The following is a 20,824-nucleotide window of genomic DNA, read 5'->3' on the forward strand; positions in this document are numbered from 1 at the left end:
TGTGGACACTACGCGGGAAGGTATCTTCAGGTAAGGAGGTGATCCAACCGCAGGTTCCCCTACGGTTACCTTGTTACGACTTCACCCCAGTCATGAATCACAAAGTGGTAAGCGCCCTCCCGAAGGTTAAGCTACCTACTTCTTTTGCAACCCACTCCCATGGTGTGACGGGCGGTGTGTACAAGGCCCGGGAACGTATTCACCGTAGCATTCTGATCTACGATTACTAGCGATTCCGACTTCACGGAGTCGAGTTGCAGACTCCGATCCGGACTACGACGCACTTTGTGAGGTCCGCTTGCTCTCGCGAGTTCGCTTCTCTTTGTATGCGCCATTGTAGCACGTGTGTAGCCCTGGCCGTAAGGGCCATGATGACTTGACGTCATCCCCACCTTCCTCCGGTTTGTCACCGGCAGTCTCCTTTGAGTTCCCGACATTACTCGCTGGCAACAAAGGATAAGGGTTGCGCTCGTTGCGGGACTTAACCCAACATTTCACAACACGAGCTGACGACAGCCATGCAGCACCTGTCTCACGGTTCCCGAAGGCACTAAGGCATCTCTGCCGAATTCCGTGGATGTCAAGGCCAGGTAAGGTTCTTCGCGTTGCATCGAATTAAACCACATGCTCCACCGCTTGTGCGGGCCCCCGTCAATTCATTTGAGTTTTAACCTTGCGGCCGTACTCCCCAGGCGGTCGACTTAACGCGTTAGCTCCGGAAGCCACGCCTCAAGGGCACAACCTCCAAGTCGACATCGTTTACGGCGTGGACTACCAGGGTATCTAATCCTGTTTGCTCCCCACGCTTTCGCACCTGAGCGTCAGTCTTTGTCCAGGGGGCCGCCTTCGCCACCGGTATTCCTCCAGATCTCTACGCATTTCACCGCTACACCTGGAATTCTACCCCCCTCTACAAGACTCTAGCCTGCCAGTTTCAAATGCAGTTCCCAGGTTAAGCCCGGGGATTTCACATCTGACTTGACAGACCGCCTGCGTGCGCTTTACGCCCAGTAATTCCGATTAACGCTTGCACCCTCCGTATTACCGCGGCTGCTGGCACGGAGTTAGCCGGTGCTTCTTCTGCGGGTAACGTCAATCGACAGGGTTATTAACCTTATCGCCTTCCTCCCCGCTGAAAGTACTTTACAACCCGAAGGCCTTCTTCATACACGCGGCATGGCTGCATCAGGCTTGCGCCCATTGTGCAATATTCCCCACTGCTGCCTCCCGTAGGAGTCTGGACCGTGTCTCAGTTCCAGTGTGGCTGGTCATCCTCTCAGACCAGCTAGGGATCGTCGCCTAGGTGAGCCATTACCCCACCTACTAGCTAATCCCATCTGGGCACATCCGATGGTGTGAGGCCCGAAGGTCCCCCACTTTGGTCCGAAGACGTTATGCGGTATTAGCTACCGTTTCCAGTAGTTATCCCCCTCCATCAGGCAGTTTCCCAGACATTACTCACCCGTCCGCCACTCGTCACCCGAGAGCAAGCTCTCTGTGCTACCGTTCGACTTGCATGTGTTAGGCCTGCCGCCAGCGTTCAATCTGAGCCATGATCAAACTCTTCAATTAAAAGTTCGATTTGCTGAAACAAGTTCAGCGATGCTCAAGTGTAAAACGTCATAATGAATTTCATTATGTGTTCACTCTTAAGGCTTGATATTTTTTTGCGCCTTGCGGCGCTGATATCAATCCTGCGAGTGCCCACACAGATTGTCTGATAAATTGTTAAAGAGCGTTGCGGTAAGTGCCTTGGCGCCTTACTGCGAGGTGGCGTATATTACGCTTTCCTCCTTCAGAGTCAACTTCTTTTTGGGAAGTTTTTCTCTGGCGATTCAGCTTCCTGAACCTCTGACCCGGTGACTCGTAAGTCGTTGTTCCGTGTCAGTGGATGCGCATTATAGGGAGTTCCTGACGGAGGACAAGTGTTTATTGCAGAAAAATGACTGACAGCGTCATTTTTCATCAAAGCGCCTTTTTTTCCTGCATTTTGCCTGATAATCCAGCAAATTCATGGGCAAAGCGACCCACCTGAACCCAATCTGTGTACTCAACTTCTTTACTGACATCGGTTTCGCCGCCGGTCATACGCATAATCAAGCGGATCATAAAGCGATCGAAGAAGCCATAGCGCGGATAACGCAGTGCGCCAGCGAATACCGCACAGCAGTCCGGCTGCCATGGCGACTGCAACAGGAACTTGCGGGTATACGCATTGGTCTGCGGCGTACGCTTCTCTGCTTTACGGGCGGTCAGGTTGACGGAGAAGAAGCCGCTTGGCCTTTCATTTAATTGGGCCAGGTTCTTCTTCACAAATTTGGTTACCGCCGGATGGAAGTGACCGTAGTGAATAGAGGCCCCGATCAACACCCGATCGTACTTAGACCAGTCAACAGCAGAGGCATGTTCGATATTCACTACCTCACACTCCTGCTGCTCTTTAAGTTGGTTAGCTATATAAGCTGCAATCTCGCGGGTTTGTCCCTCGCGGCTGGAAAACAGAATCAACGCTTTCATATTCATTACTCGTTTTAGTTACTCGCGCCAGAAGGTCGGCGTAAACAGGACTAGCAGCGTGAACACTTCAAGACGACCAAACAGCATCGTCAGGATTAAGATCCATTTCGCCGTATCATTCATGGTGGTGAAGTTATCTGCCACCACTCCCAATCCTGGGCCCAGATTGTTCAGGGTAGCTGCCACCGCCGCAAACGCAGAAAAATCATCAACGCCGGTCGCGATAATCGCCAGCATGCTCAACAGGAACACCAACGCATACGCAGAGAAGAATCCCCACACCGCTTCGAGGATACGTTCCGGCAGCGCGCGCTGTCCCAGCTTGATGGTGTAAACCGCGTTCGGATGCACCAGGCGCTTTAACTCACGGTTACCCTGTTTGAACAGCAGCAGGATACGGATGACCTTAAGCCCGCCGCCCGTCGAACCGGCACAACCACCAATAAAGGCAGAGCACAACAACAAGACCGGCAGGAACAGTGGCCAGCGCGCGATGCTGTCGGTGGTAAAACCGGCGGTGGTGGCCATCGACACGACCTGGAAGAAGGCCTGGTTAAGCGTTTGCAGTCCGGAATGATAGACATCGTGGAACCACAACACGATGGTGCAGATCACCACTAAGGTCAGCTGCACCCCTATAAACATGCGGAATTCTGGATCGCGCCAGTAGACGCGAAGATTACGACCACTCAGCAGAGAGAAGTGCAGGCCGTAGTTACAGCCGGAAATCAGCAGGAAGATGGCAATAATCGTGTTAATCGTCGGGCTGTTGAAATAGCCGATACTCGCATCATGGGTGGAGAAGCCGCCGATGGCGATCGTTGAGAAGCTGTGGCCGATGGCATCAAACAGCGGCATACCCGCCAGCCAGAGTGCCAGCGCACAGACGACGGTTAGCAACACGTAGATCAGCCACAAGGTTTTCGCCGTCTCAGCAATACGCGGCCGCATCTTATTGTCTTTCAACGGGCCGGGCATTTCCGCGCGATAGAGCTGCATACCCCCCACGCCCAGAATCGGCAGAATCGCCACTGCCAGCACAATGATCCCCATGCCGCCCAGCCATTGCAGCATTTGCCGGTAGAAGAGGATCGCTTTAGGGAGCGAGTCCAGCCCCACCAGCGTCGTGGCACCGGTCGTCGTCAGACCTGAGAAGGATTCAAAGAAGGCATCGGTAATTGAAAGGTTGGGATGTTCCGCAAAGATAAAGGGCATCGCCCCCACACTGCCCAGCACTGTCCAGAACAGCACGACGATCAGGAAGCCCTCTTTAGGCTTCAGCTCTTTTTTCTGCTTTCGGTTGGGCCACCACAGCATCGAGCCGATCAGCAGTGCCATAAAGAAGGTCTGAGTAAAGGCTCGTCCGGCACCATCGCGGTAGATTAACGCGACCAGGCCCGGCACGATCATCGTCCCCGAGAACAAAATGACCAGCAACCCAACGATGCGGGTAATGGCACGATAATGCATGTAGCCTTTCCTTCCTGACGATGATGAGGTTAGTCGAGCAGTGTGAGCGTGAGCGCCCCTCGGCTAAAGTCTGTAAGATTTTGCGAAAACCCGGCCACCTGCGCATGGGGCAAGGCCAGCGTCAGCGAGACGCATGCCAAAAATTCTGTCTGCAACAGCTGGCCATGAAAGCGGCCAGTCATTCTTTCTATCTCTGCCAGTTGAGCATAGTCACAGGAGAGCGTGAAGGTCAGCATCGGGACTTTTTGCTGACGCGGCAGCAGCTTTAATGCCTGTTGAACACCCCCGCCATACGCCTTCACTAAGCCGCCCGTACCCAACTGGATGCCACCGTAATAACGCACGACGACGGCGGTCACTTCCCCGATGTTGTTTCCCATCAGCTGGGCAAGCATCGGTTTACCTGCCGTGCCAGAGGGTTCACCGTCATCAGAGAACCCAAGCTGTTGTGAGTCGGAAGGGGCTCCCGCCACCCATGCCCAGCAATGGTGGCGGGCAGAAGGATGCTCGCCTTTGACCTGATGAACAAAGGCCCGCGCCGCTTCCACGCCGTCAGTATGGGCCAACAGCGTAATAAAGCGGCTTTTTTTAATCTCCTCGCTGACGCTGAAGCGCTCAGCGGGGATGTCATACGCGTCCATCAGTCCAGCTTCAGGTCACGCGTCATATTTTCCACGCCCTGTTCGCGGATAATGACGTTATCCTCAATACGGATGCCGCCATAAGGCTTGAGCGCATCAATGCGATCCCAGTTGAAATGCTGGCTGAACTTGCCTTCACGCCATGGCGCCAGCAGGGAATCAATAAAGTAGATGCCAGGTTCAATGGTGACCACCATCCGCGGTTCCAGAATACGCGTGCAGCGCAGGTAAGGATATTGCGCAGGTGCGGCCTGATGGGTGCCCTCTTCATCCTGCATAAATCCGGCGACATCATGAACCTGAAGTCCCAGCGGATGACCAATACCATGCGGCATAAACGGCCCGGTCAGATCTTCCGCCACCAGCGCTTCTTCACTCAGCCCTTTCACCAGCTGATGCTTAAGCAACAGTTTGGCAATACGCTGGTGCATTTGCAGATGGTATTCGGTGTAGCGAACGCCAGCTTTCATCGTGGCGATCAGCGCCAGCTCTTCTTCATTCATATCGCGGATCAGCTGGGCATAGTCATTGTCACTTTGCGCTGAATAGGTGCGGGTCAGATCGGCCGCATAGCCGTTGTATTCTGTTCCGGCATCAATCAGGAAGCTACGCGACTGCGCAGGGGGCAGATGATCCAACTTGGTGTAATGCAGCACCGCAGCGTGTTCATTCAGCGCAATGATATTGCCGTAAGGCACATCAATATCGCGGTGGCCGGTGGCACTCAGGTAAGCGCCATTGATATCAAACTCGCTCATGCCTGAGAGGAACGCCTCTTTGGCCGCACGATGACCGATCACCGCGGTTTTCTGCGCTTCGCGCATGCAGTACAGCTCATAGTCAGTTTTCAGCGAGCGATGGTAATGCAGGAAATCGATAGCGGCTTTCGGGTTAGTCAGCTCCGCTTTGATGCCTAACTGCGCTGCGCGCGCGGGCACAGGGCCGATATAAGCCACATTACCCAGCTGAGCAGGCAACAGCTGTTGAATCTCATCGGCATTTTTTAACGCCACGATGTCGATTTCGTCGGTCCAGAAGCTTTGCGGCAGCGGCTCAACGTTGTGCCAGTAATCAACCGGCGAGTAGAACCACAGCTTAGGTTTGTTTACGCCATCCACCCACAGCCAGCAGTTCGGCACAGAGGTCACCGGCACCCAGGCTTTGAATTGCGGATTCACTTTAAAGGGATAGGTATGATCGTCGAGGAAAACGGTGAGCAGTTCTCCCGAATGGATCAACATGGCATCCAGCTTGCTGCGAGCTAATACCTGCTGAGCACGCGCCTGTAGTGTTTTCAGGTGGTCCTGATAAAGAGTGACCAACGATTCCATAACTCCGTCTCCATTAACGTGAAATTGAGCGCATCTTATCACAGCCCTTTACCCGATGCCGTTTTGCCGCGCCTGTGATCTTGTTTGCAAATTAGCAAACTCTCGTTTGCAAATAATTAACATCCCTTCCACACTCTCGATCATCTGGTATGACCAGATCCCCTTAATGCGGCTTCAGGAGATCAACATGCTCTACAAAGGCGACACGCTTACCCTGGACTGGCTGGAAGATGGCATCGCCGAGCTGGCTTTTGATGCGCACGGCTCGGTGAACAAGTTGGATACACAAACCGTGGCCAGCCTGGGTGAAGCTATTTCGGTTCTGGAGAAGCAGCCAGGGCTGAAAGCGCTGCTGCTCAGCTCCCGCAAACCGGCTTTTATTGTTGGCGCGGATATCACTGAGTTCCTTTCTCTGTTTGCGGCACCGGCTGAAAAACTGGAACAGTGGCTGGGCTTTGCCAACGCCATCTTTAGCCGACTGGAAGACCTGCCCGTGCCGACGCTATCCGCGATCCAGGGCTATGCCCTCGGCGGCGGATGTGAATGCATTCTGGCGACCGATTTCCGTATTGCCACCCCGGACGCCCGCATCGGCCTGCCGGAAACCAAACTGGGCATCATGCCTGGATTCGGGGGATCGGTACGTCTGCCTCGCCTGTTAGGTGCGGACAGCGCGCTGGAAATTATAGCCGCCGGCAAAGATGTCGATGCGCAAAAAGCGCTGGCCATCGGTCTGGTTGATGCCGTGGTCCCGGTTGAGAAATTGCAGCAGGCCGCGCTGGCCATCCTGCAGGAAGCGATGTCCGGCAAGCAGGACTGGCGCGCACGTCGTCAGCCGAAGCTTGCGCCGCTGAAACTGAGCAAGATTGAAGCCACCATGAGCTTCAGCATCGCAAAAAGTATGGTGCTGCAGACCGCCGGGAAACATTACCCGGCACCGATGATGGCGGTGAAAACCATTGAGGCCGCAGCAGGTCTGGGCCGTGATGCTGCGCTGAAGCTGGAGACGCAGGCCTTTGTGCCACTGGCCCGTTCTGACGAGGCTCGCGCACTGGTGGGGATCTTCCTCAACGATCAGGCGGTGAAGGCCAAAGCCAAAAAGCTGACCCGCGACGTTGAAACGCCAAAACAAGCCGCTGTGCTGGGCGCCGGTATTATGGGCGGCGGCATTGCTTATCAGTCCGCCTCGAAAGGCGTACCGGTGATGATGAAGGACATTAATCCGGCCTCGCTGGAATTGGGTATGAAAGAAGCCGCGAAACTGCTGAATAAACAGCTGGAACGCGGAAAAATCGACGGCATGAAACTGGCTGGCATTATTGGCACCATTCAACCCACGCTGGACTATGCCGGCTTTGAGCGGGCAGACATTGTGGTTGAAGCCGTTGTTGAAAACCCGAAGGTAAAAGCCGCGGTGCTGGCAGAAACGGAAGGCTATCTGCACAGCGGTGCGATCCTGGCGTCGAATACCTCCACCATCCCAATCAGCCAGCTGGCCCACGCGTTGAAGCGGCCAGAAAATTTCTGCGGCATGCACTTCTTTAATCCTGTTCACCGCATGCCGCTGGTCGAAGTGATCCGGGGTGAGAAAACCTCAGACGCGACGCTGGCAACCGTGGTGGCCTGGGCCAGCAAAATGGGCAAAACGCCGATCGTTGTTAATGACTGTCCGGGCTTTTTCGTTAACCGGGTGCTGTTCCCTTACTTTGCGGGCTTCAGCCTGCTGCTGCGCGATGGCGCAGACTTCCGCCAGATAGATAAAGTGATGGAAAAACAGTTCGGCTGGCCAATGGGCCCGGCCTGGCTGCTGGACGTGGTGGGGATTGATACCGCTCACCATGCACAGATGGTGATGGCTGACGGATTCCCTTCCCGCATGAAGAAAGATTATCGCGATGCGATTGACGTGCTGTTCGATGCCAAACGCTTTGGTCAGAAAAATCAGCTTGGTTTCTATCGCTGGGAAACGGACAGCAAGGGTAAACAGAAGAAGGTGGCAGATCCGGCGGTCGATGACCTGCTGCAGACGGTCTGTCAGCCAAAGCGGGTGTTCAGCGATGATGAGATCGTGTACCGCATGATGATCCCGATGATCAATGAAGTCGTACGTTGTCTGGAAGAGGGAATTATTGCCTCCCCTGCCGAGGCCGATATGGCGCTGGTTTATGGACTCGGCTTCCCGCCCTTCCACGGCGGCGCTTTCCGCTATCTCGATACGCAAGGCAATGCGCGTTTTGTCAGCCAGGCTGAACCGTTCAGCGAGCTGGGTGCGCTTTATCAGCCGCCTGCTGGCCTGCGTGAAAAAGCGCAGAAAGACGAAAGCTGGTATCCACAGGCCGCGCCCATCGGCGATGCCACTCTGAAAACGGCGTGAGGGTAAGAAAATGGAAAAAGTCGTGATTGTTGATGCCATCCGCACGCCGATGGGTCGTTCTAAAGGTGGCGCTTACCGCCACGTTCGTGCTGAAGATTTATCGGCACATTTGATGCGCAGCCTGTTGAGCCGCAATCCCGCGCTGGACGCGGCTTCGCTGGACGATATTTACTGGGGCTGCGTGCAGCAAACCCTCGAACAGGGTTTCAATATTGCCCGCAACGCGTCGCTGTTGGCAGAGATCCCGCACAGCGTGCCGGCGACCACGGTCAACCGCCTGTGTGGTTCCTCAATGCAGGCGCTGCATGATGCGGCGCGCGCCATTATGGTGGGCGATGCCCATGCCTGCCTGATTGGTGGCGTTGAACATATGGGCCACGTGCCGATGAATCACGGGGTGGACTTTCATCCGGGATTGAGCAAAACCGTCGCCAAAGCGGCTGGGATGATGGGATTAACCGCCGAGATGCTCGCGCGCATCCATAAAATCAGCCGTGAGCGTCAGGACGCCTTCGCCGCACGTTCCCATCAGCGTGCCTGGGCTGCCACCCAGGCCGGTCACTTTGCCAATGAGATTGTGCCAACCAGCGGACATGATGCGGATGGCGTGCTGCGCCGTTACGACTTCGATGAAGTGATCCGTTCAGATACCACCGTTGCGGGCCTCGCCGCATTACGTCCCGCTTTCGATCCGGTCAACGGCACGGTCACTGCAGGCACCTCTTCCGCACTGTCAGACGGTGCCGCTGCGATGCTGATAATGAGTGAATCCCGTGCGCGTGAGCTGGGCCTTAAGCCGCGAGCGGTTGTCCGCGCGATGGCGGTGGTGGGATGTGACCCTTCGGTGATGGGATACGGTCCGGTTCCGGCGTCAAAACTGGCGTTAAAAAGAGCCGGTCTGAACGTGACGGATATTGGCGTCTTCGAACTGAATGAAGCGTTCGCCGCGCAAACGCTGCCCTGTATTCAGGATCTCGGCCTGCTGGAAGTGATGGATGAAAAGGTCAATCTGAATGGCGGTGCAATCGCGTTAGGTCATCCGCTGGGCTGTTCGGGTGCCCGCATCAGTACTACCTTGCTTAATCTGATGGAAAGGCGCGATGCCCAATTTGGCCTGGCGACCATGTGTATTGGTCTGGGACAGGGGATCGCCACCGTCTTCGAACGCATCTGATACGTTGAACTGGCTGTTTCACTGATTCAATTCCCGCCTGTCAGGGGCGGGTTTTTTCGTTGCTCAGGTTCAGGGGCAGAGCGTCCTGCCCCCGGCAACCTCAGATAAAGGCGAAGGCATCGCCGAACATCTGATCTTCCTTCGCGCCGCGCTCGGCACAAAAACGCTCACGGGCGATTTTGGCCATCTCGAAACGGCCTGCAATATAGATGTCATGACCGGCAAGCGTGGCATAGTCATTCATCACGGCGGTCAGCACCGTACCACTGCGCCCATCCCAACCCGCTTCAGGCTGCTCGACAACCGGAATAATTTTCAGGTTAGGGTGCTTAATGGCCAGCGCGTCTAACTCTTCCAGATCGTAGAGATGCTTCAGCTCGCGTCCGCCCCAGTAAAGGGCGATATCACGATCCGGCTGCTGAGAAAGGGCGGTCAGCAGAATAGAACGGGCATAGGAGAACCCGGTTCCACCCGCAACCAGCACCAGCGGGCGATCGCCCTCTTCCCGCAGCCAGGCATCACCATGGGGAATATCGACGGTGATTTTGCGCTGTTCCTGAATGCGTTCCATCACCGCCATGGCATACAGATTCAGTTCTGAGGCACCAATGTGCAGCTCGATAATGTCTTTTTCCATCGGAGTGGAAGCCAGTGAGAATGGACGCTTGTCACGCTCGTCCATCACCACCATCAAATACTGGCCAGCACGGAAGCTAAAATCAGCCTCCGGCACCATTCTCACTCGGTACACAGTATCGGTAATCGCCTCTACTGAGGTCACTTTGCAGCTTAACGTTGTCATGCGTTCCCTCTGTCGGGTCTCTGGCAGTTATTTGCCGGGCGTGTTATTGCGCGTAGGTGGCTCACTGAAGATGCCCAGTTCGTCCCAAATCTCATCGATACGGGCTGTTACCGCCGGATCTTTACGGATTGGACGTCCCCACTCTCGCGTCGTTTCGCCTGGCCATTTATTGGTCGCATCCAGTCCCATTTTCGAGCCTAAGCCGGAAACAGGTGAAGCGAAGTCCAGGTAGTCGATCGGCGTATTTTCAACTAAGACAGTATCTCTCGCCGGATCCATTCGCGTGGTGATCGCCCAGATGACGTCGTTCCAGTCACGGGCATTCACATCATCATCGCAGACAATAACAAATTTGGTATACATAAACTGACGAAGGAAAGACCAGACGCCCATCATTACGCGCTTGGCATGTCCCGCATACTGTTTTTTCATCGTAACGACGGCCAGGCGATAGGAACACCCTTCCGGCGGCAGATAGAAATCGACAATTTCCGGGAACTGCTTCTGCAGGATCGGCACAAAGACTTCATTCAGCGCCACGCCTAACACCGCAGGTTCATCCGGTGGACGACCGGTGTAGGTCGAATGATAGATCGGATTGCGGCGCTGAGTGATATGCGTCACGGTGAACACCGGGAAACTGTCTACTTCATTATAGTAACCCGTATGATCGCCGTAAGGGCCTTCTGGCGCCATTTCGCCAGGCTCGATATAGCCTTCAAGCACAATTTCCGCGCTGGCGGGCACTTCCAGATCGTTGGATATGCACTTCACCACTTCCGTTTTAGTGCCGCGCAGCAGGCCGGCGAAGGCATATTCAGACAGGGTGTCAGGAACGGGGGTCACGGCACCCAGAATCGTGGCCGGATCGGCGCCCAACGCGACGGATACCGGGAAACGTTCCCCCGGATGCTGCTGCGTCCACTCCTGGAAATCCAGCGCGCCGCCGCGATGGGAGAGCCAGCGCATAATCAGCTTGTTCTTACCAATCACCTGCTGGCGATAGATGCCGAGATTCTGCCGCTCTTTGTGCGGACCGCGTGTGACGGTCAATCCCCAGGTAATTAGCGGGGCCGCATCTTCAGGCCAACATTTCATTACCGGGATTCGGTGCAGATCGACCTCGTCACCCTGCCAAATCTCTTGCTGGCACGGCGCATCACGCAGACGCTTGGTCGGCATGTTCAGCACCTGCTTCCACTGCGGCATCTTATCGAAGAAATCACGGAAACCGCGAGGTGGCTCAGGTTCTTTCAGGAACGCCAGCAGGCGGCCAACATCACGCAGCGCCGAGACATCTTTCTGTCCCATGCCCATGGCCACACGGTCCGGCGTACCGAACAGGTTGCACAACACCGGCATGTCGTACCCTTTTGGGTTTTCGAACAGCAGTGCCGGGCCGCCAGCTCGCAGGGTGCGATCGGCGATTTCGGTCATCTCAAGATCCGGGTCGATCTCTTGCGTAATACGTTTTAATTCCCCGCGCTGCTCAAGCAAGGCAAGGAAATCGCGTAAGTCGTGGTATTTCATGACTTCTCATCAATACGGTCAGTGAATCGGCCATTATAGGGAGGATTGTTACGCTATGCTTAGTTTTTTGGAGCGACCGCGATCTGCAAACCAAATTCTTGCCAGGGCCGCATCTCTGCTGGATCCCGCTATAACTCTGGCGATGAGTTTGGTATTCTTAGCGGCCCTGTAATCAAAAAGTGACGTTATGGAATCCTGGTATTTACTTTATTGCAAACGTGGCCAGCTGCTTCGCGCGAAAGAACATCTTGAGCGTCAATCGGTGCATTGTCTTAGCCCAATGATTGCATTAGAGAAATTGGTTCGCGGAAAACGCACCCAGGTGGATGAGCCGCTCTTCCCCAATTATCTGTTTATAGAATTTGATCCGGAAGCGATTCATACCACAACCATAAGCGCCACGCGGGGCGTCAGCCATTTCGTTCGCTTCGGCAGTCTGCCGGCAAGCGTTCCTCATGACGTGATTATGGCACTGCAAACCGATACGCCAATCACCATGGTCGATCCTGACGTGCCTCAGCCCGGCGACCGCGTGTTAATTACCTGCGGCGCGTTTGAAGGGCTGAAAGCCATCTTCACCGAGCCCGATGGGGAAGCGCGCTCAATGCTGCTGCTGAACCTGCTCAATAAGCAGATCACGCGCAGCCTCGACAACAAGCAGTTCCACAAGCTTTAACCCTTCCTGCCGCTGATGCCGGAATTACGCCGGCAAACGAAACAGCTTACGCGCATTAGCATCGCACTGACGTCCCAGCGCCTCGGGTTCTTCCCCACGTAATCCCGCCACTACCTGCACAATATGCGGCAGGAAGCAGGGTTCATTACGTCGTGAAGGCGGCCTCGGGCGCATGTCGCGGGGCAGCAAATAGGGCGCATCCGTTTCCAGCAGCAGACGGTCGGCTGGGATCAACGGCATTAACTCACGAAGCTCTACGCCACGTCGCTCATCGCACACCCAGCCCGTAATCCCAATTGAGAGTCCCGCCGCCAGGCAGGCTTCAAGCTCTTCGCGCGTGCCGGTAAAGCAGTGCACCACCGCACCAGGCAACGTTGGTAACCAGGGCGTGAGGACGGCGAGGAAACGATCGTGGGCATCGCGACAGTGGAGAAACACCGGCATCGCCAATTCGGCAGCCAGCTCAAGCTGGGCATTGAACGCATAAACCTGCTGCTCAGGTTCAGAGATATTGCGGTTGAAGTCCAGACCACATTCGCCAATGGCGACCACTTCAGGGCTCTCCGCCAGCCGTTTCAGGGTCGCGGCGGTTTCGCCTGACCATTCACTGGCATGATGAGGATGGACACCGGCGGTGGACCAGCAATAACCCGGACGACGCGTGGCCAGGCTTTGCGCCTGCTGGCTTTCCAGCGCGTTGGTGCCGGTGATCAGTAAGCCGGTGATCCCGGCGTCTTTCGCACGTTTTACGACCTGATCGCGATCTTTCGCGAACTGCGTGCTGGTCAGGTTCACACCAATATCGAACATAGGATTTTCCAAACAGTAACCGCCCTTTCGGGCGGTTACGTTACGTCATGTAAGGGAGCGCTGGACCTGCTTTACGCTACTCTGGGCCCGATTCTTCCGGGTCCATGTCCTGACGACGCTTGCCGACATAGAAGCGCGCGAAGAACACGCCGACTTCAAACAGGCAATACATCGGAATAGCCAGAAGCGTCTGAGAGAAGACATCTGGCGGGGTCAACAGCATTCCCACCACGAAAGCACCCACCAACACGTACGGGCGCTTCTTCTTCAGGTCTTCCGGGGTTGTCATGCCGGTCCAACAGATCAACACGATAGCAATTGGCACTTCAAAGGAGACGCCAAATGCCATAAACAGTGCCATTACAAAATCGAGATAGTTGTTAATGTCAGTGGCAATCAACACGCCCTGCGGCGCGGTCTTGGCGAAGAAGCCAAAGGCCAGCGGAAAGACAACAAAGTAGGCGAAAGCCATTCCGGTATAGAATAGGAATGAACTGGAAAACAGCAACGGCATAACCAGCTTGCGCTCATGGCGATAAAGCGCAGGGGCGATAAAGGCCCAGATCTGATACAGGATCACCGGTACCGCAAGGAATACCGAGACGATCATCGTCAGTTTTATTGGGGTGAAAAACGGGGACGCAACGTCAGTGGCGATCATGCTGGCGCCCGCTGGCATCTGCTTAATCAGCGGCGCGGAAACCAGCTGGTAGATGTCATTGGAAAAATAAGCCAGACAGATAAAGATGCCGACGACGGCAATAATACAGTTCAACAAGCGCTTACGGAGTTCAATCAAATGACTGATAAGCGGTTGGGTATCTTCAACAGCCATGTTTATCGTTCATCGCTCGGTAAATGGGTGGAAACAGGAGCACGGCTGGACAGGATTGGCGCGTCGCCATTCGTGGTCAAGGCCGGTTTCGGTTCAGGTTTCACTGTCGGGGCCTGAGCTGGCGCGGTAGCCACTTCGGGTGCCTGAACGGGCGCAGACGCCACGTCAGTAGCCGGAATGGGTGAGGTTGCCGCTTCAGATACCTGAACCGGTGTGGTCACCGCGTCAGGGGCTTTGACAGGGGAACTGGCCTGATGGTCGGCTTCCGCTGGCGTCACACCCTCATGCGTCTCGGCAGAGTTCTTCACAAGGGGGTTATGGATGGTGTTGGCTTCGTCATCGGCTTTTTCATTTTCGCCGAGGTAAGAACGCTTCATGGATTCTGCTGATTGCTTCAGCTCTTCCATTGACGCCTTCAGCTCAGGAGAAAGGCTGTTCTTACTGGCCTCTTCCACCTTTTTCAGGCTGTCCTGCAGCTCCTGCAATTTAAGTTCCTGAGCGAGTTCGTTCTGCACACTGGTCGCCAGTGAACGCAGAGCGCGGATCCAGCCAACGACGGTTCTGACCGCCACCGGTAAACGCTGTGGACCCAGCACGACCAGCCCGATAACGAACACCAAAATCAGTTCACTAAAGCCTATGTCGAACACGGTTTATACCTTGTCGTTCTTGACGTCTTCTTTCTTCGCTTCTGTCTGATCTTTTTCCGCCAGTTTGGCATGGAAGTCAGCATCATTAGCATGGTCTTTATCTTTCTCGTTTTCATCGCCCATGGCTTTTTTGAAGCCTTTGATCGATGAACCCAAATCAGATCCCAGCGTACGGAGTTTGTTGGTACCAAACAGAAGAACAACAATTACGGCAATGATTAACAATTGCCAGATACTAATACCGCCCATGATTTTGCCTCTGATATTGAGTTGTGATGCCAGTTTTTCAGTATATACAGCTTGTGTTGCGCTGACGATGAGCAAACCATCACCAGCGCGGGATAACCTTCTGTTTACCTTTCATGACAATCAGCTGGTTTTACGCCAGCCAACCAGCCAGCTCACCAGACCGGCGGCGATCATCGCCGCGGAAATCAGATCCCAATCTGGCCGTGTCAGCAAGATGGCAGTGCCGCTGAGCAACAAGGTCGCACCGACGCCGAACAGGTAACGGGACTTATGCTGTCTGATCCGCTCGCCTTTTAAATCGTTGGTCAGCTTGTCGACGCTGTGTTGCAAATGCTTGTGCTGGCGCAGGCTGTCATAGAAGAGTTCCGGCAGTTCTGGCAATTTCTCAGCCCAGAAAGGCGCTTTCTCTTTCAGTGCCCTGACAATGGCCGGAATACCGATTTGATCTTTGATCCAGTCTTCCAGGAACGGTTTGGCTGTTTTCCACAGATCCAACTGCGGATAAAGCTGCCGCCCAATGCCTTCAACATACAACAATGTTTTCTGCAGGAGAACCAGTTGTGGCTGAACTTCCATATTGAAGCGTCTGGCGGTGTTGAAAAGATTCAGCAACACGTGGCCAAAGGAGATCTCTGCCAACGGCTTTTCAAAAATGGGTTCGCACACGGTGCGGATGGCAAATTCGAAATCTTCCACGTTGGTGTCCGGCGGAACCCAACCAGAGTCGACGTGAAGCTCGGCCACCTTGCGGTAATCACGATTGAAGAAGGCGATGAAGTTTTCGGCGAGATAGCGCTTATCTTCTTTATTCAGCGAGCCGACAATCCCGCAGTCGATGGCGATATATTGCGGATCTTCTGGATGGTCGTAGCTGACAAAAATATTGCCCGGATGCATATCCGCATGGAAGAAGCTGTCGCGGAACACTTGGGTAAAGAACACCTGCACGCCGCGCTCAGCCAGCAACTTCATGTTCACGCCATGCTTCTCCAGCGTCACCACGTCGGAAATCGGAATACCGTAGATCCGCTCCATCACCAGCATGGTTTCGCTGCCGTAGTCGGAGAAGATTTCCGGAACGTACAGCATTTTGCTTTTATCGAAGTTACGGCGAAGTTGGATGGCGTTAGCCCCTTCGCGCAACAGGTTCAGCTCATCAATCAGCGTTTTTTCGTAGTCTGCGACCACTTCCTGCGGACGCAAGCGGCGGCCGTCGGGTAACAGGCGTGGAACCCAGCGCGCCATGCGGTTGATCAGCTTCATATCGGCTCTGATCACCGGCAGGATGTCCGGGCGAATCACTTTGATCACCACTTTCTGGCCGTTTTCTTTCAGCGTTGCCGTATGCACCTGGGCAATCGACGCTGATGCCAGAGGTTTGATCATGAAATCATCAAAGCGGGATTCAACCGGGCAACCAAGAGACAGTTCGATCTGCTGCTTAGCCAGCACGCCGTCAAATGGGGCTACCCGGTCCTGCAGCATCGCCAGCTGATCGGCAATCTGCGGCGGGAACAGGTCGCGTCGTGTCGACATCATCTGACCAAACTTGATCCATACCGGACCCAGTTGCTCCAGCGCCAGGCGAATACGGTCGCCAAGCGGCAGGTTTTTGTGCTTGTTGGGCAGCCAGAACAGGCACTTACGCCACATGCGGATCGGCAATGCCAGACGGGTTTTGGGGATCAGTTCATCCAGGCCGTAGGTGAGGAATACCCGGATAATCAAATAGAGTCGGCGCAATTCTCCTGGCGTCATTTGCCCTCCAGCGTTGCAAGGCGGCTTTCAAGCGCGGAAAGATCGCGCGATAGCGCATCAACTTCTTCAGCAAACCAGGCTGCTTCTAATCCGCCGGGTGCCAGCCGCCACTCTTCGGTCAGCGCCTGACCGAGATAGGCCTGCTTGCGTTCAGCATCACCACGTAACAGCTGGAAACCGCGACGGGCAAACTGGCTGATACCCTGCGCCACCACGTCCCCGGTCCAGGGCGCAAGGTATTCAGCGGGGTCCAGCTCGGCGAGATCGATAAGCGCAGAAAAGTGCTGCACAACCTGCAGATCGCCGTCGACTTCCAGCTCGCCACTGCGGATCACGCTGGTCAGCTGCTGGCGATCGCGCAGCTTGCGCAAGGTGGCAATCTGCGTTTTTACCGTGCAATCGGGCGTGTCATTCCACTCGCCCAGCACATCAACCTGATGCTCGCTGAAGATAAAGATCAGCGGCTGTTTCAGTTCAGCCAGCACGATGGCCAGGCTTTTGCCATTCAGGCGCTGACGTGCTGCTTTCAGGCCGCGATCGCGATAGAGGATCTGGTTAAGTGCCGTTTCCAGGCCCGCGGTTAACAGCGGCGTTAAAGTCATTCGCTTTCCTGTTTAGAACTTGAACCCACGGTGCAGTGCAACGATGCCACCGGTGAGATTGTGATACGTGGTGTTTTCAAAGCCCACGTCTTCCATCATCTGCTTGAGTGTGTCCTGATCCGGATGCATACGGATGGATTCGGCCAGATAGCGATAGCTCCCGGAATCCTTCGCCACCAACTCGCCGATGCGCGGCAGGATATGGAAAGAGTATGCGTCATAGGCCTTGCTTAGCGGTTCCAGCACCGGCTTGGAGAACTCCAGCACCAGTAAACGGCCGCCCGGCTTCAGTACGCGGAACATGGACGCCAGCGCTTTCTCTTTCTCGGTGACGTTACGCAAGCCAAAGGCGATGGTAATGCAGTCGAAATAGTTGTCCGGGAAAGGCAGTGCTTCAGCATTGGCCTGCACGTAGTTCACGTTGCCAATGATGCCGTTGTTGCGTAATTTCTCACGGCCCACTTTCAGCATCGAGCTGTTGATATCAGCCAGCACCACTTCGCCCGTCTCGCCCACCAGGCGCGAGAACTTCGCGGTCAAATCGCCGGTGCCGCCCGCCAGATCCAGCACGCGCTGCCCACGGCGGACGCCGCTGCAATCGATAGTAAAACGCTTCCAGACGCGGTGGATGCCGAACGACATTAAATCGTTCATCAGGTCATATTTGGCCGCAACGGAATGGAAAACATCTGCCACCATTTCTTCCTTGTCGCTTTTCGCTACGGTACGGAAGCCGAAATGAGTGGTGTCCTTTGATTCATCTGCCATTTGTTTTGCCTGCTCTGCAATCAATTATCTGCCAAGTGTACCAGAGTCCAGCAGGTCAGGCACGCAGCCTGGCGGCTTATTCATTGACTCTTAATGCGCCGTTATCCTGCCCGGAATCGCCATCTGGCTGGGCTTCATCGTCCTCCAGCTCAGCGATATTTTCGGCCGATTCCGGCATGGCCTGTTCAACAAGCCGCGGATTAATCGGCCGTTTCACCTCGATACCCAGCTGACGGAAGCTTTCGGTCTGGGCGATCATATTGCCCCGCCCTTCCGACAGTTTTTTCATTGCCTGACGGTAACTGTCCTGCGCTTTGTCCAGACTTTGGCCCATTGAGGACATGTCATCGACAAACAGGCGCATTTTATCGTAGAGCTTCGCGGCACGATCGGCGATGCGTTGGGCATGGCGGCTCTGATGCTCATAGCGCCAAAGATTGTTAATCGTCCGCAACGCCACCAGCAGGGTGGTTGGACTGACTAACATGATGTTCAGGTTGAGCGCTTCGTTAATCAACTCCGGCTGACGATCGATCGCCAGTAAAAAGGCCGGTTCAACCGGGATAAACATCAACACATAATCCAGGGAGCGTAAACCGGGCAATTGTTGGTAATCTTTTCGGCTCAGCTGACGTAAATGCCCACGAATGGCGGCAATATGCTCGCTGATTGCCGCTTCGCGCTGCGCCTCATCGTCACCGTTGAAGTAACGTTCGTAGGCCACCAGCGTCATTTTGGCATCGATAACCACATCTTTGCCCTGCGGCAGACGCACGATCACATCCGGCTGCATCCTTCCGTTCTGTTCTAACTGAATGGTGACCTGGGTTTCATACTCATGGCCTTCCCGCAGCCCGGAGGCTTCAAGCACGCGGCTCAAGACCACTTCACCCCAGTTACCCTGGGTTTTATTGTCGCCTTTCAGCGCTTTGGTCAGGTTGATCGCTTCCTGCGCCATTTGCGCGTTCAGCTGCTGCAGGTTGCGGATTTCATGCGAGAGGGTATGACGTTCACGGGCTTCCTGGCCAAATCCGTCCTGCACCTGGCGGCGGAAGCCTTCCAGCTGTTCACGCAGTGGCGAAATCAGGCTGTTAAGGCTTTGCTTGTTTTGCTCATCAACGCGGCGGCCACTGTTTTCGAAAATCCGGTTTGCAAGGTTTTCAAATTGCGCGTTCAGCCGCTGCTCGCTGTTGACCAGCAGGCGCTGTTTCTCTTCAGCAGCCATGCGGGTTTCTTCAAGACGGATGGTGACTTCGCGCAGTTCGGCTTCCTGAGAACTGTTGATTTCCAGCTGGTTGCGTAATTCCCGCGTCAGCTGTTCAGTTTCATTGCGCCAGTGATCGAGGTGGTGAAGCTTTTCCTGGGCCGCAGACAGCGTCCCGTGTAGCTGGCGCAACTCGAGCTCATTCTGCCGTTGCGCCTGCTGACAGGTTTCGACCTGCTGCTGCAGCCGTTGACGCTCTTCGCGCAGCTGTTCCGCTGACTGCAGCAGCAATTGCCGTTCGGTTTCCTGCCGGGCTGAGACCTGCTGCCCGCGAAACCAGGCGATTGTCCAGCCTGCCAGCACACCGGCCAGCGCCAGACAAACGCCATAACTGATTGTTGCATCCACCTTTATTCTCCCGCATGGACTTATCTACGGGAAAAGGTAGAGGCCTACTGTATGAATGTCCAGATAAAAAGCGTCAGATTAGGCGGCGCGCCGCATCTACTACGATACGTACCGCATCACTCTCGGTTCTTTTCATCGTTTCCGCATCAGGAATTTCCTGCTGAGTGCGGTTGACGATCACACCCGCCACCATACCGGCCCGCAGTCCCTGACTGGCACACATGGTTAACAGCGTTGCCGACTCCATTTCATAGTTCAGCACGCCCATATCCTGCCATTCCTTCATTGAGTTCTGGAAACGGCTGACGACGCGGCCTGAAAAGGTGTCGTAACGCTCCTGACCAGGATAGAACGTATCGGAAGATGCGGTGATGCCAATGTGGGTGGTTGCGCCTGCCGCTTTCGCCGCGTCGACCAGCGCCGTGGTGCAGGTAAAGTCCGCGACAGCCGGGAACTCCAGCGGGGCGAAGTGCAGGCTGGCGCCATCAAGACGCACTGAGCCGGTGGTGACCAGCACATCGCCGACGTTAATCTCTGGCTGAATAGCGCCAGTGGTACCGACGCGCAGGAAGGTGCGCACGCCCAGTTGAGCCAGTTCTTCCACTGCAATAGACGTTGAAGGACCGCCGATGCCGGTGGAACAGACGATCACCGCCTTGCCATCCAGCTCTGCACGCCAGCTGGTAAATTCACGGTGTGAAGCCAGATGGACCGGGTTTTCCATCAATGCCGCAATTTTTTTCACCCGCTCAGGATCGCCCGGCACAATCGCCAAGGTCGCGCCCTGCAAATCCGCTTTTGTTAAACCCAAATGAAAAACGTCTGAGTGTGCCATTTCAAACTCCTGTAACGGGAAAGGGGGATAAGGATCTGGCGGTCACAATAATGCAAAGCTGCCGAAAATTATGTGAATCGCATCACTTCGTCCAATGAAAGTTACATTGAATCAACAACAAGAAGTGACATACATCACATTTAAACACTCTTTCCTTTCGGATTGCCACAACTTGCCCTCACGGTCAGGT

18 protein-coding genes and 1 rRNA gene are annotated in these 20,824 nt (G+C 55.0%); 3 read left to right on the forward strand and 16 right to left on the reverse strand.

The window, feature by feature from the left end:
• Window positions 1-31: 31 nt before the first annotated feature.
• From ACXKZG_RS21550 to pepQ, 5 genes are all read right to left on the reverse strand, one after another.
• Window positions 32-1,572, reverse strand: a 16S ribosomal RNA gene (locus ACXKZG_RS21550).
• Between the two features lie 393 nt (window positions 1,573-1,965).
• A complete protein-coding gene (hemG, locus tag ACXKZG_RS21555; RefSeq protein WP_106382089.1) occupies window positions 1,966-2,517 on the reverse strand; it encodes a menaquinone-dependent protoporphyrinogen IX dehydrogenase in 552 nt (183 codons plus the stop codon).
• A gap of 18 nt (window positions 2,518-2,535) precedes the next feature.
• The gene (trkH, locus tag ACXKZG_RS21560) at window positions 2,536-3,987 is read right to left on the reverse strand and encodes a Trk system potassium transporter TrkH (RefSeq protein WP_013200285.1); all 1,452 of its coding nucleotides are present in this window, start codon (window positions 3,985-3,987) and stop codon (window positions 2,536-2,538) included.
• 29 nt (window positions 3,988-4,016) lie between these two features.
• Window positions 4,017-4,628: an IMPACT family protein gene (locus ACXKZG_RS21565; protein WP_488875461.1), complete on the reverse strand. Its 612-nt coding sequence runs from the start codon at window positions 4,626-4,628 to the stop codon at window positions 4,017-4,019.
• Entirely contained in the window at window positions 4,628-5,959 is a 1,332-nt protein-coding gene (gene pepQ, locus ACXKZG_RS21570) for a Xaa-Pro dipeptidase (RefSeq protein WP_013200283.1), read from the reverse strand. The genes ACXKZG_RS21565 and pepQ overlap by 1 nt, the downstream gene beginning before the upstream one ends.
• Window positions 5,960-6,146: 187 nt before the next feature.
• Here pepQ and fadB point away from each other — a divergent pair, with 187 nt between their 5' ends.
• Window positions 6,147-8,333: a fatty acid oxidation complex subunit alpha FadB gene (gene fadB, locus ACXKZG_RS21575; RefSeq protein ID WP_488875462.1), complete on the forward strand. Its 2,187-nt coding sequence runs from the start codon at window positions 6,147-6,149 to the stop codon at window positions 8,331-8,333.
• Between the two features lie 10 nt (window positions 8,334-8,343).
• Window positions 8,344-9,507 carry an acetyl-CoA C-acyltransferase FadA gene (fadA, locus tag ACXKZG_RS21580; RefSeq protein ID WP_265908466.1) on the forward strand — a complete coding sequence of 388 codons (1,164 nt, stop codon included), beginning with the start codon at window positions 8,344-8,346 and terminating at the stop codon, window positions 9,505-9,507.
• A gap of 100 nt (window positions 9,508-9,607) precedes the next feature.
• Here the strand turns inward: fadA and fre are convergent, their stop codons facing one another.
• Both fre and ubiD read right to left on the reverse strand, forming a co-directional pair.
• Window positions 9,608-10,309, reverse strand: a complete 702-nt coding sequence (gene fre / locus ACXKZG_RS21585) for an NAD(P)H-flavin reductase (RefSeq protein ID WP_053142087.1) — start codon at window positions 10,307-10,309, stop codon at window positions 9,608-9,610.
• 27 nt (window positions 10,310-10,336) lie between these two features.
• Complete coding sequence (ubiD, locus tag ACXKZG_RS21590) at window positions 10,337-11,839, reverse strand: 4-hydroxy-3-polyprenylbenzoate decarboxylase (protein WP_013200279.1); 1,503 nt, start codon at window positions 11,837-11,839, stop codon at window positions 10,337-10,339.
• Window positions 11,840-12,026: 187 nt separating this feature from the next.
• On the opposite strand from ubiD, the gene rfaH reads away from it, so the two are divergent.
• Window positions 12,027-12,515 carry a transcription/translation regulatory transformer protein RfaH gene (rfaH, locus tag ACXKZG_RS21595; protein ID WP_013200278.1) on the forward strand — a complete coding sequence of 163 codons (489 nt, stop codon included), beginning with the start codon at window positions 12,027-12,029 and terminating at the stop codon, window positions 12,513-12,515.
• A 24-nt stretch (window positions 12,516-12,539) separates the two neighbouring features.
• Here the strand turns inward: rfaH and tatD are convergent, their stop codons facing one another.
• The 9 genes from tatD to udp all read right to left on the reverse strand — a co-directional run bounded on the left by tatD (window position 12,540) and on the right by udp (window position 20,634).
• Window positions 12,540-13,325 carry a 3'-5' ssDNA/RNA exonuclease TatD gene (gene tatD / locus ACXKZG_RS21600; RefSeq protein ID WP_013200277.1) on the reverse strand — a complete coding sequence of 262 codons (786 nt, stop codon included), beginning with the start codon at window positions 13,323-13,325 and terminating at the stop codon, window positions 12,540-12,542.
• A 76-nt stretch (window positions 13,326-13,401) separates the two neighbouring features.
• Window positions 13,402-14,160 (reverse strand): Sec-independent protein translocase subunit TatC, encoded by a 759-nt coding sequence (gene tatC / locus ACXKZG_RS21605; RefSeq protein ID WP_013200276.1) that lies wholly within the window; start codon window positions 14,158-14,160, stop codon window positions 13,402-13,404.
• 2 nt (window positions 14,161-14,162) lie between these two features.
• Window positions 14,163-14,810 carry a Sec-independent protein translocase protein TatB gene (gene tatB, locus ACXKZG_RS21610; RefSeq protein ID WP_013200275.1) on the reverse strand — a complete coding sequence of 216 codons (648 nt, stop codon included), beginning with the start codon at window positions 14,808-14,810 and terminating at the stop codon, window positions 14,163-14,165.
• A gap of 3 nt (window positions 14,811-14,813) precedes the next feature.
• Window positions 14,814-15,059 (reverse strand): Sec-independent protein translocase subunit TatA, encoded by a 246-nt coding sequence (gene tatA, locus ACXKZG_RS21615; protein WP_013200274.1) that lies wholly within the window; start codon window positions 15,057-15,059, stop codon window positions 14,814-14,816.
• Window positions 15,060-15,179: 120 nt separating this feature from the next.
• Window positions 15,180-16,817: a ubiquinone biosynthesis regulatory protein kinase UbiB gene (gene ubiB, locus ACXKZG_RS21620; RefSeq protein ID WP_013200273.1), complete on the reverse strand. Its 1,638-nt coding sequence runs from the start codon at window positions 16,815-16,817 to the stop codon at window positions 15,180-15,182.
• A complete protein-coding gene (gene ubiJ, locus ACXKZG_RS21625; protein WP_013200272.1) occupies window positions 16,814-17,419 on the reverse strand; it encodes a ubiquinone biosynthesis protein UbiJ in 606 nt (201 codons plus the stop codon). Before ubiJ ends, ubiB begins: the two co-directional genes overlap by 4 nt.
• A gap of 12 nt (window positions 17,420-17,431) precedes the next feature.
• Complete coding sequence (gene ubiE / locus ACXKZG_RS21630) at window positions 17,432-18,187, reverse strand: bifunctional demethylmenaquinone methyltransferase/2-methoxy-6-polyprenyl-1,4-benzoquinol methylase UbiE (protein WP_013200271.1); 756 nt, start codon at window positions 18,185-18,187, stop codon at window positions 17,432-17,434.
• A 76-nt stretch (window positions 18,188-18,263) separates the two neighbouring features.
• Window positions 18,264-19,799, reverse strand: coding sequence for a DNA recombination protein RmuC (gene rmuC / locus ACXKZG_RS21635; RefSeq protein ID WP_106382066.1), 1,536 nt, complete (start codon window positions 19,797-19,799; stop codon window positions 18,264-18,266).
• Between the two features lie 73 nt (window positions 19,800-19,872).
• A complete protein-coding gene (gene udp, locus ACXKZG_RS21640; protein ID WP_013200269.1) occupies window positions 19,873-20,634 on the reverse strand; it encodes a uridine phosphorylase in 762 nt (253 codons plus the stop codon).
• Window positions 20,635-20,824 lie beyond the last annotated feature (190 nt).

Source organism: Erwinia sp. 2186, from assembly GCF_057812255.1.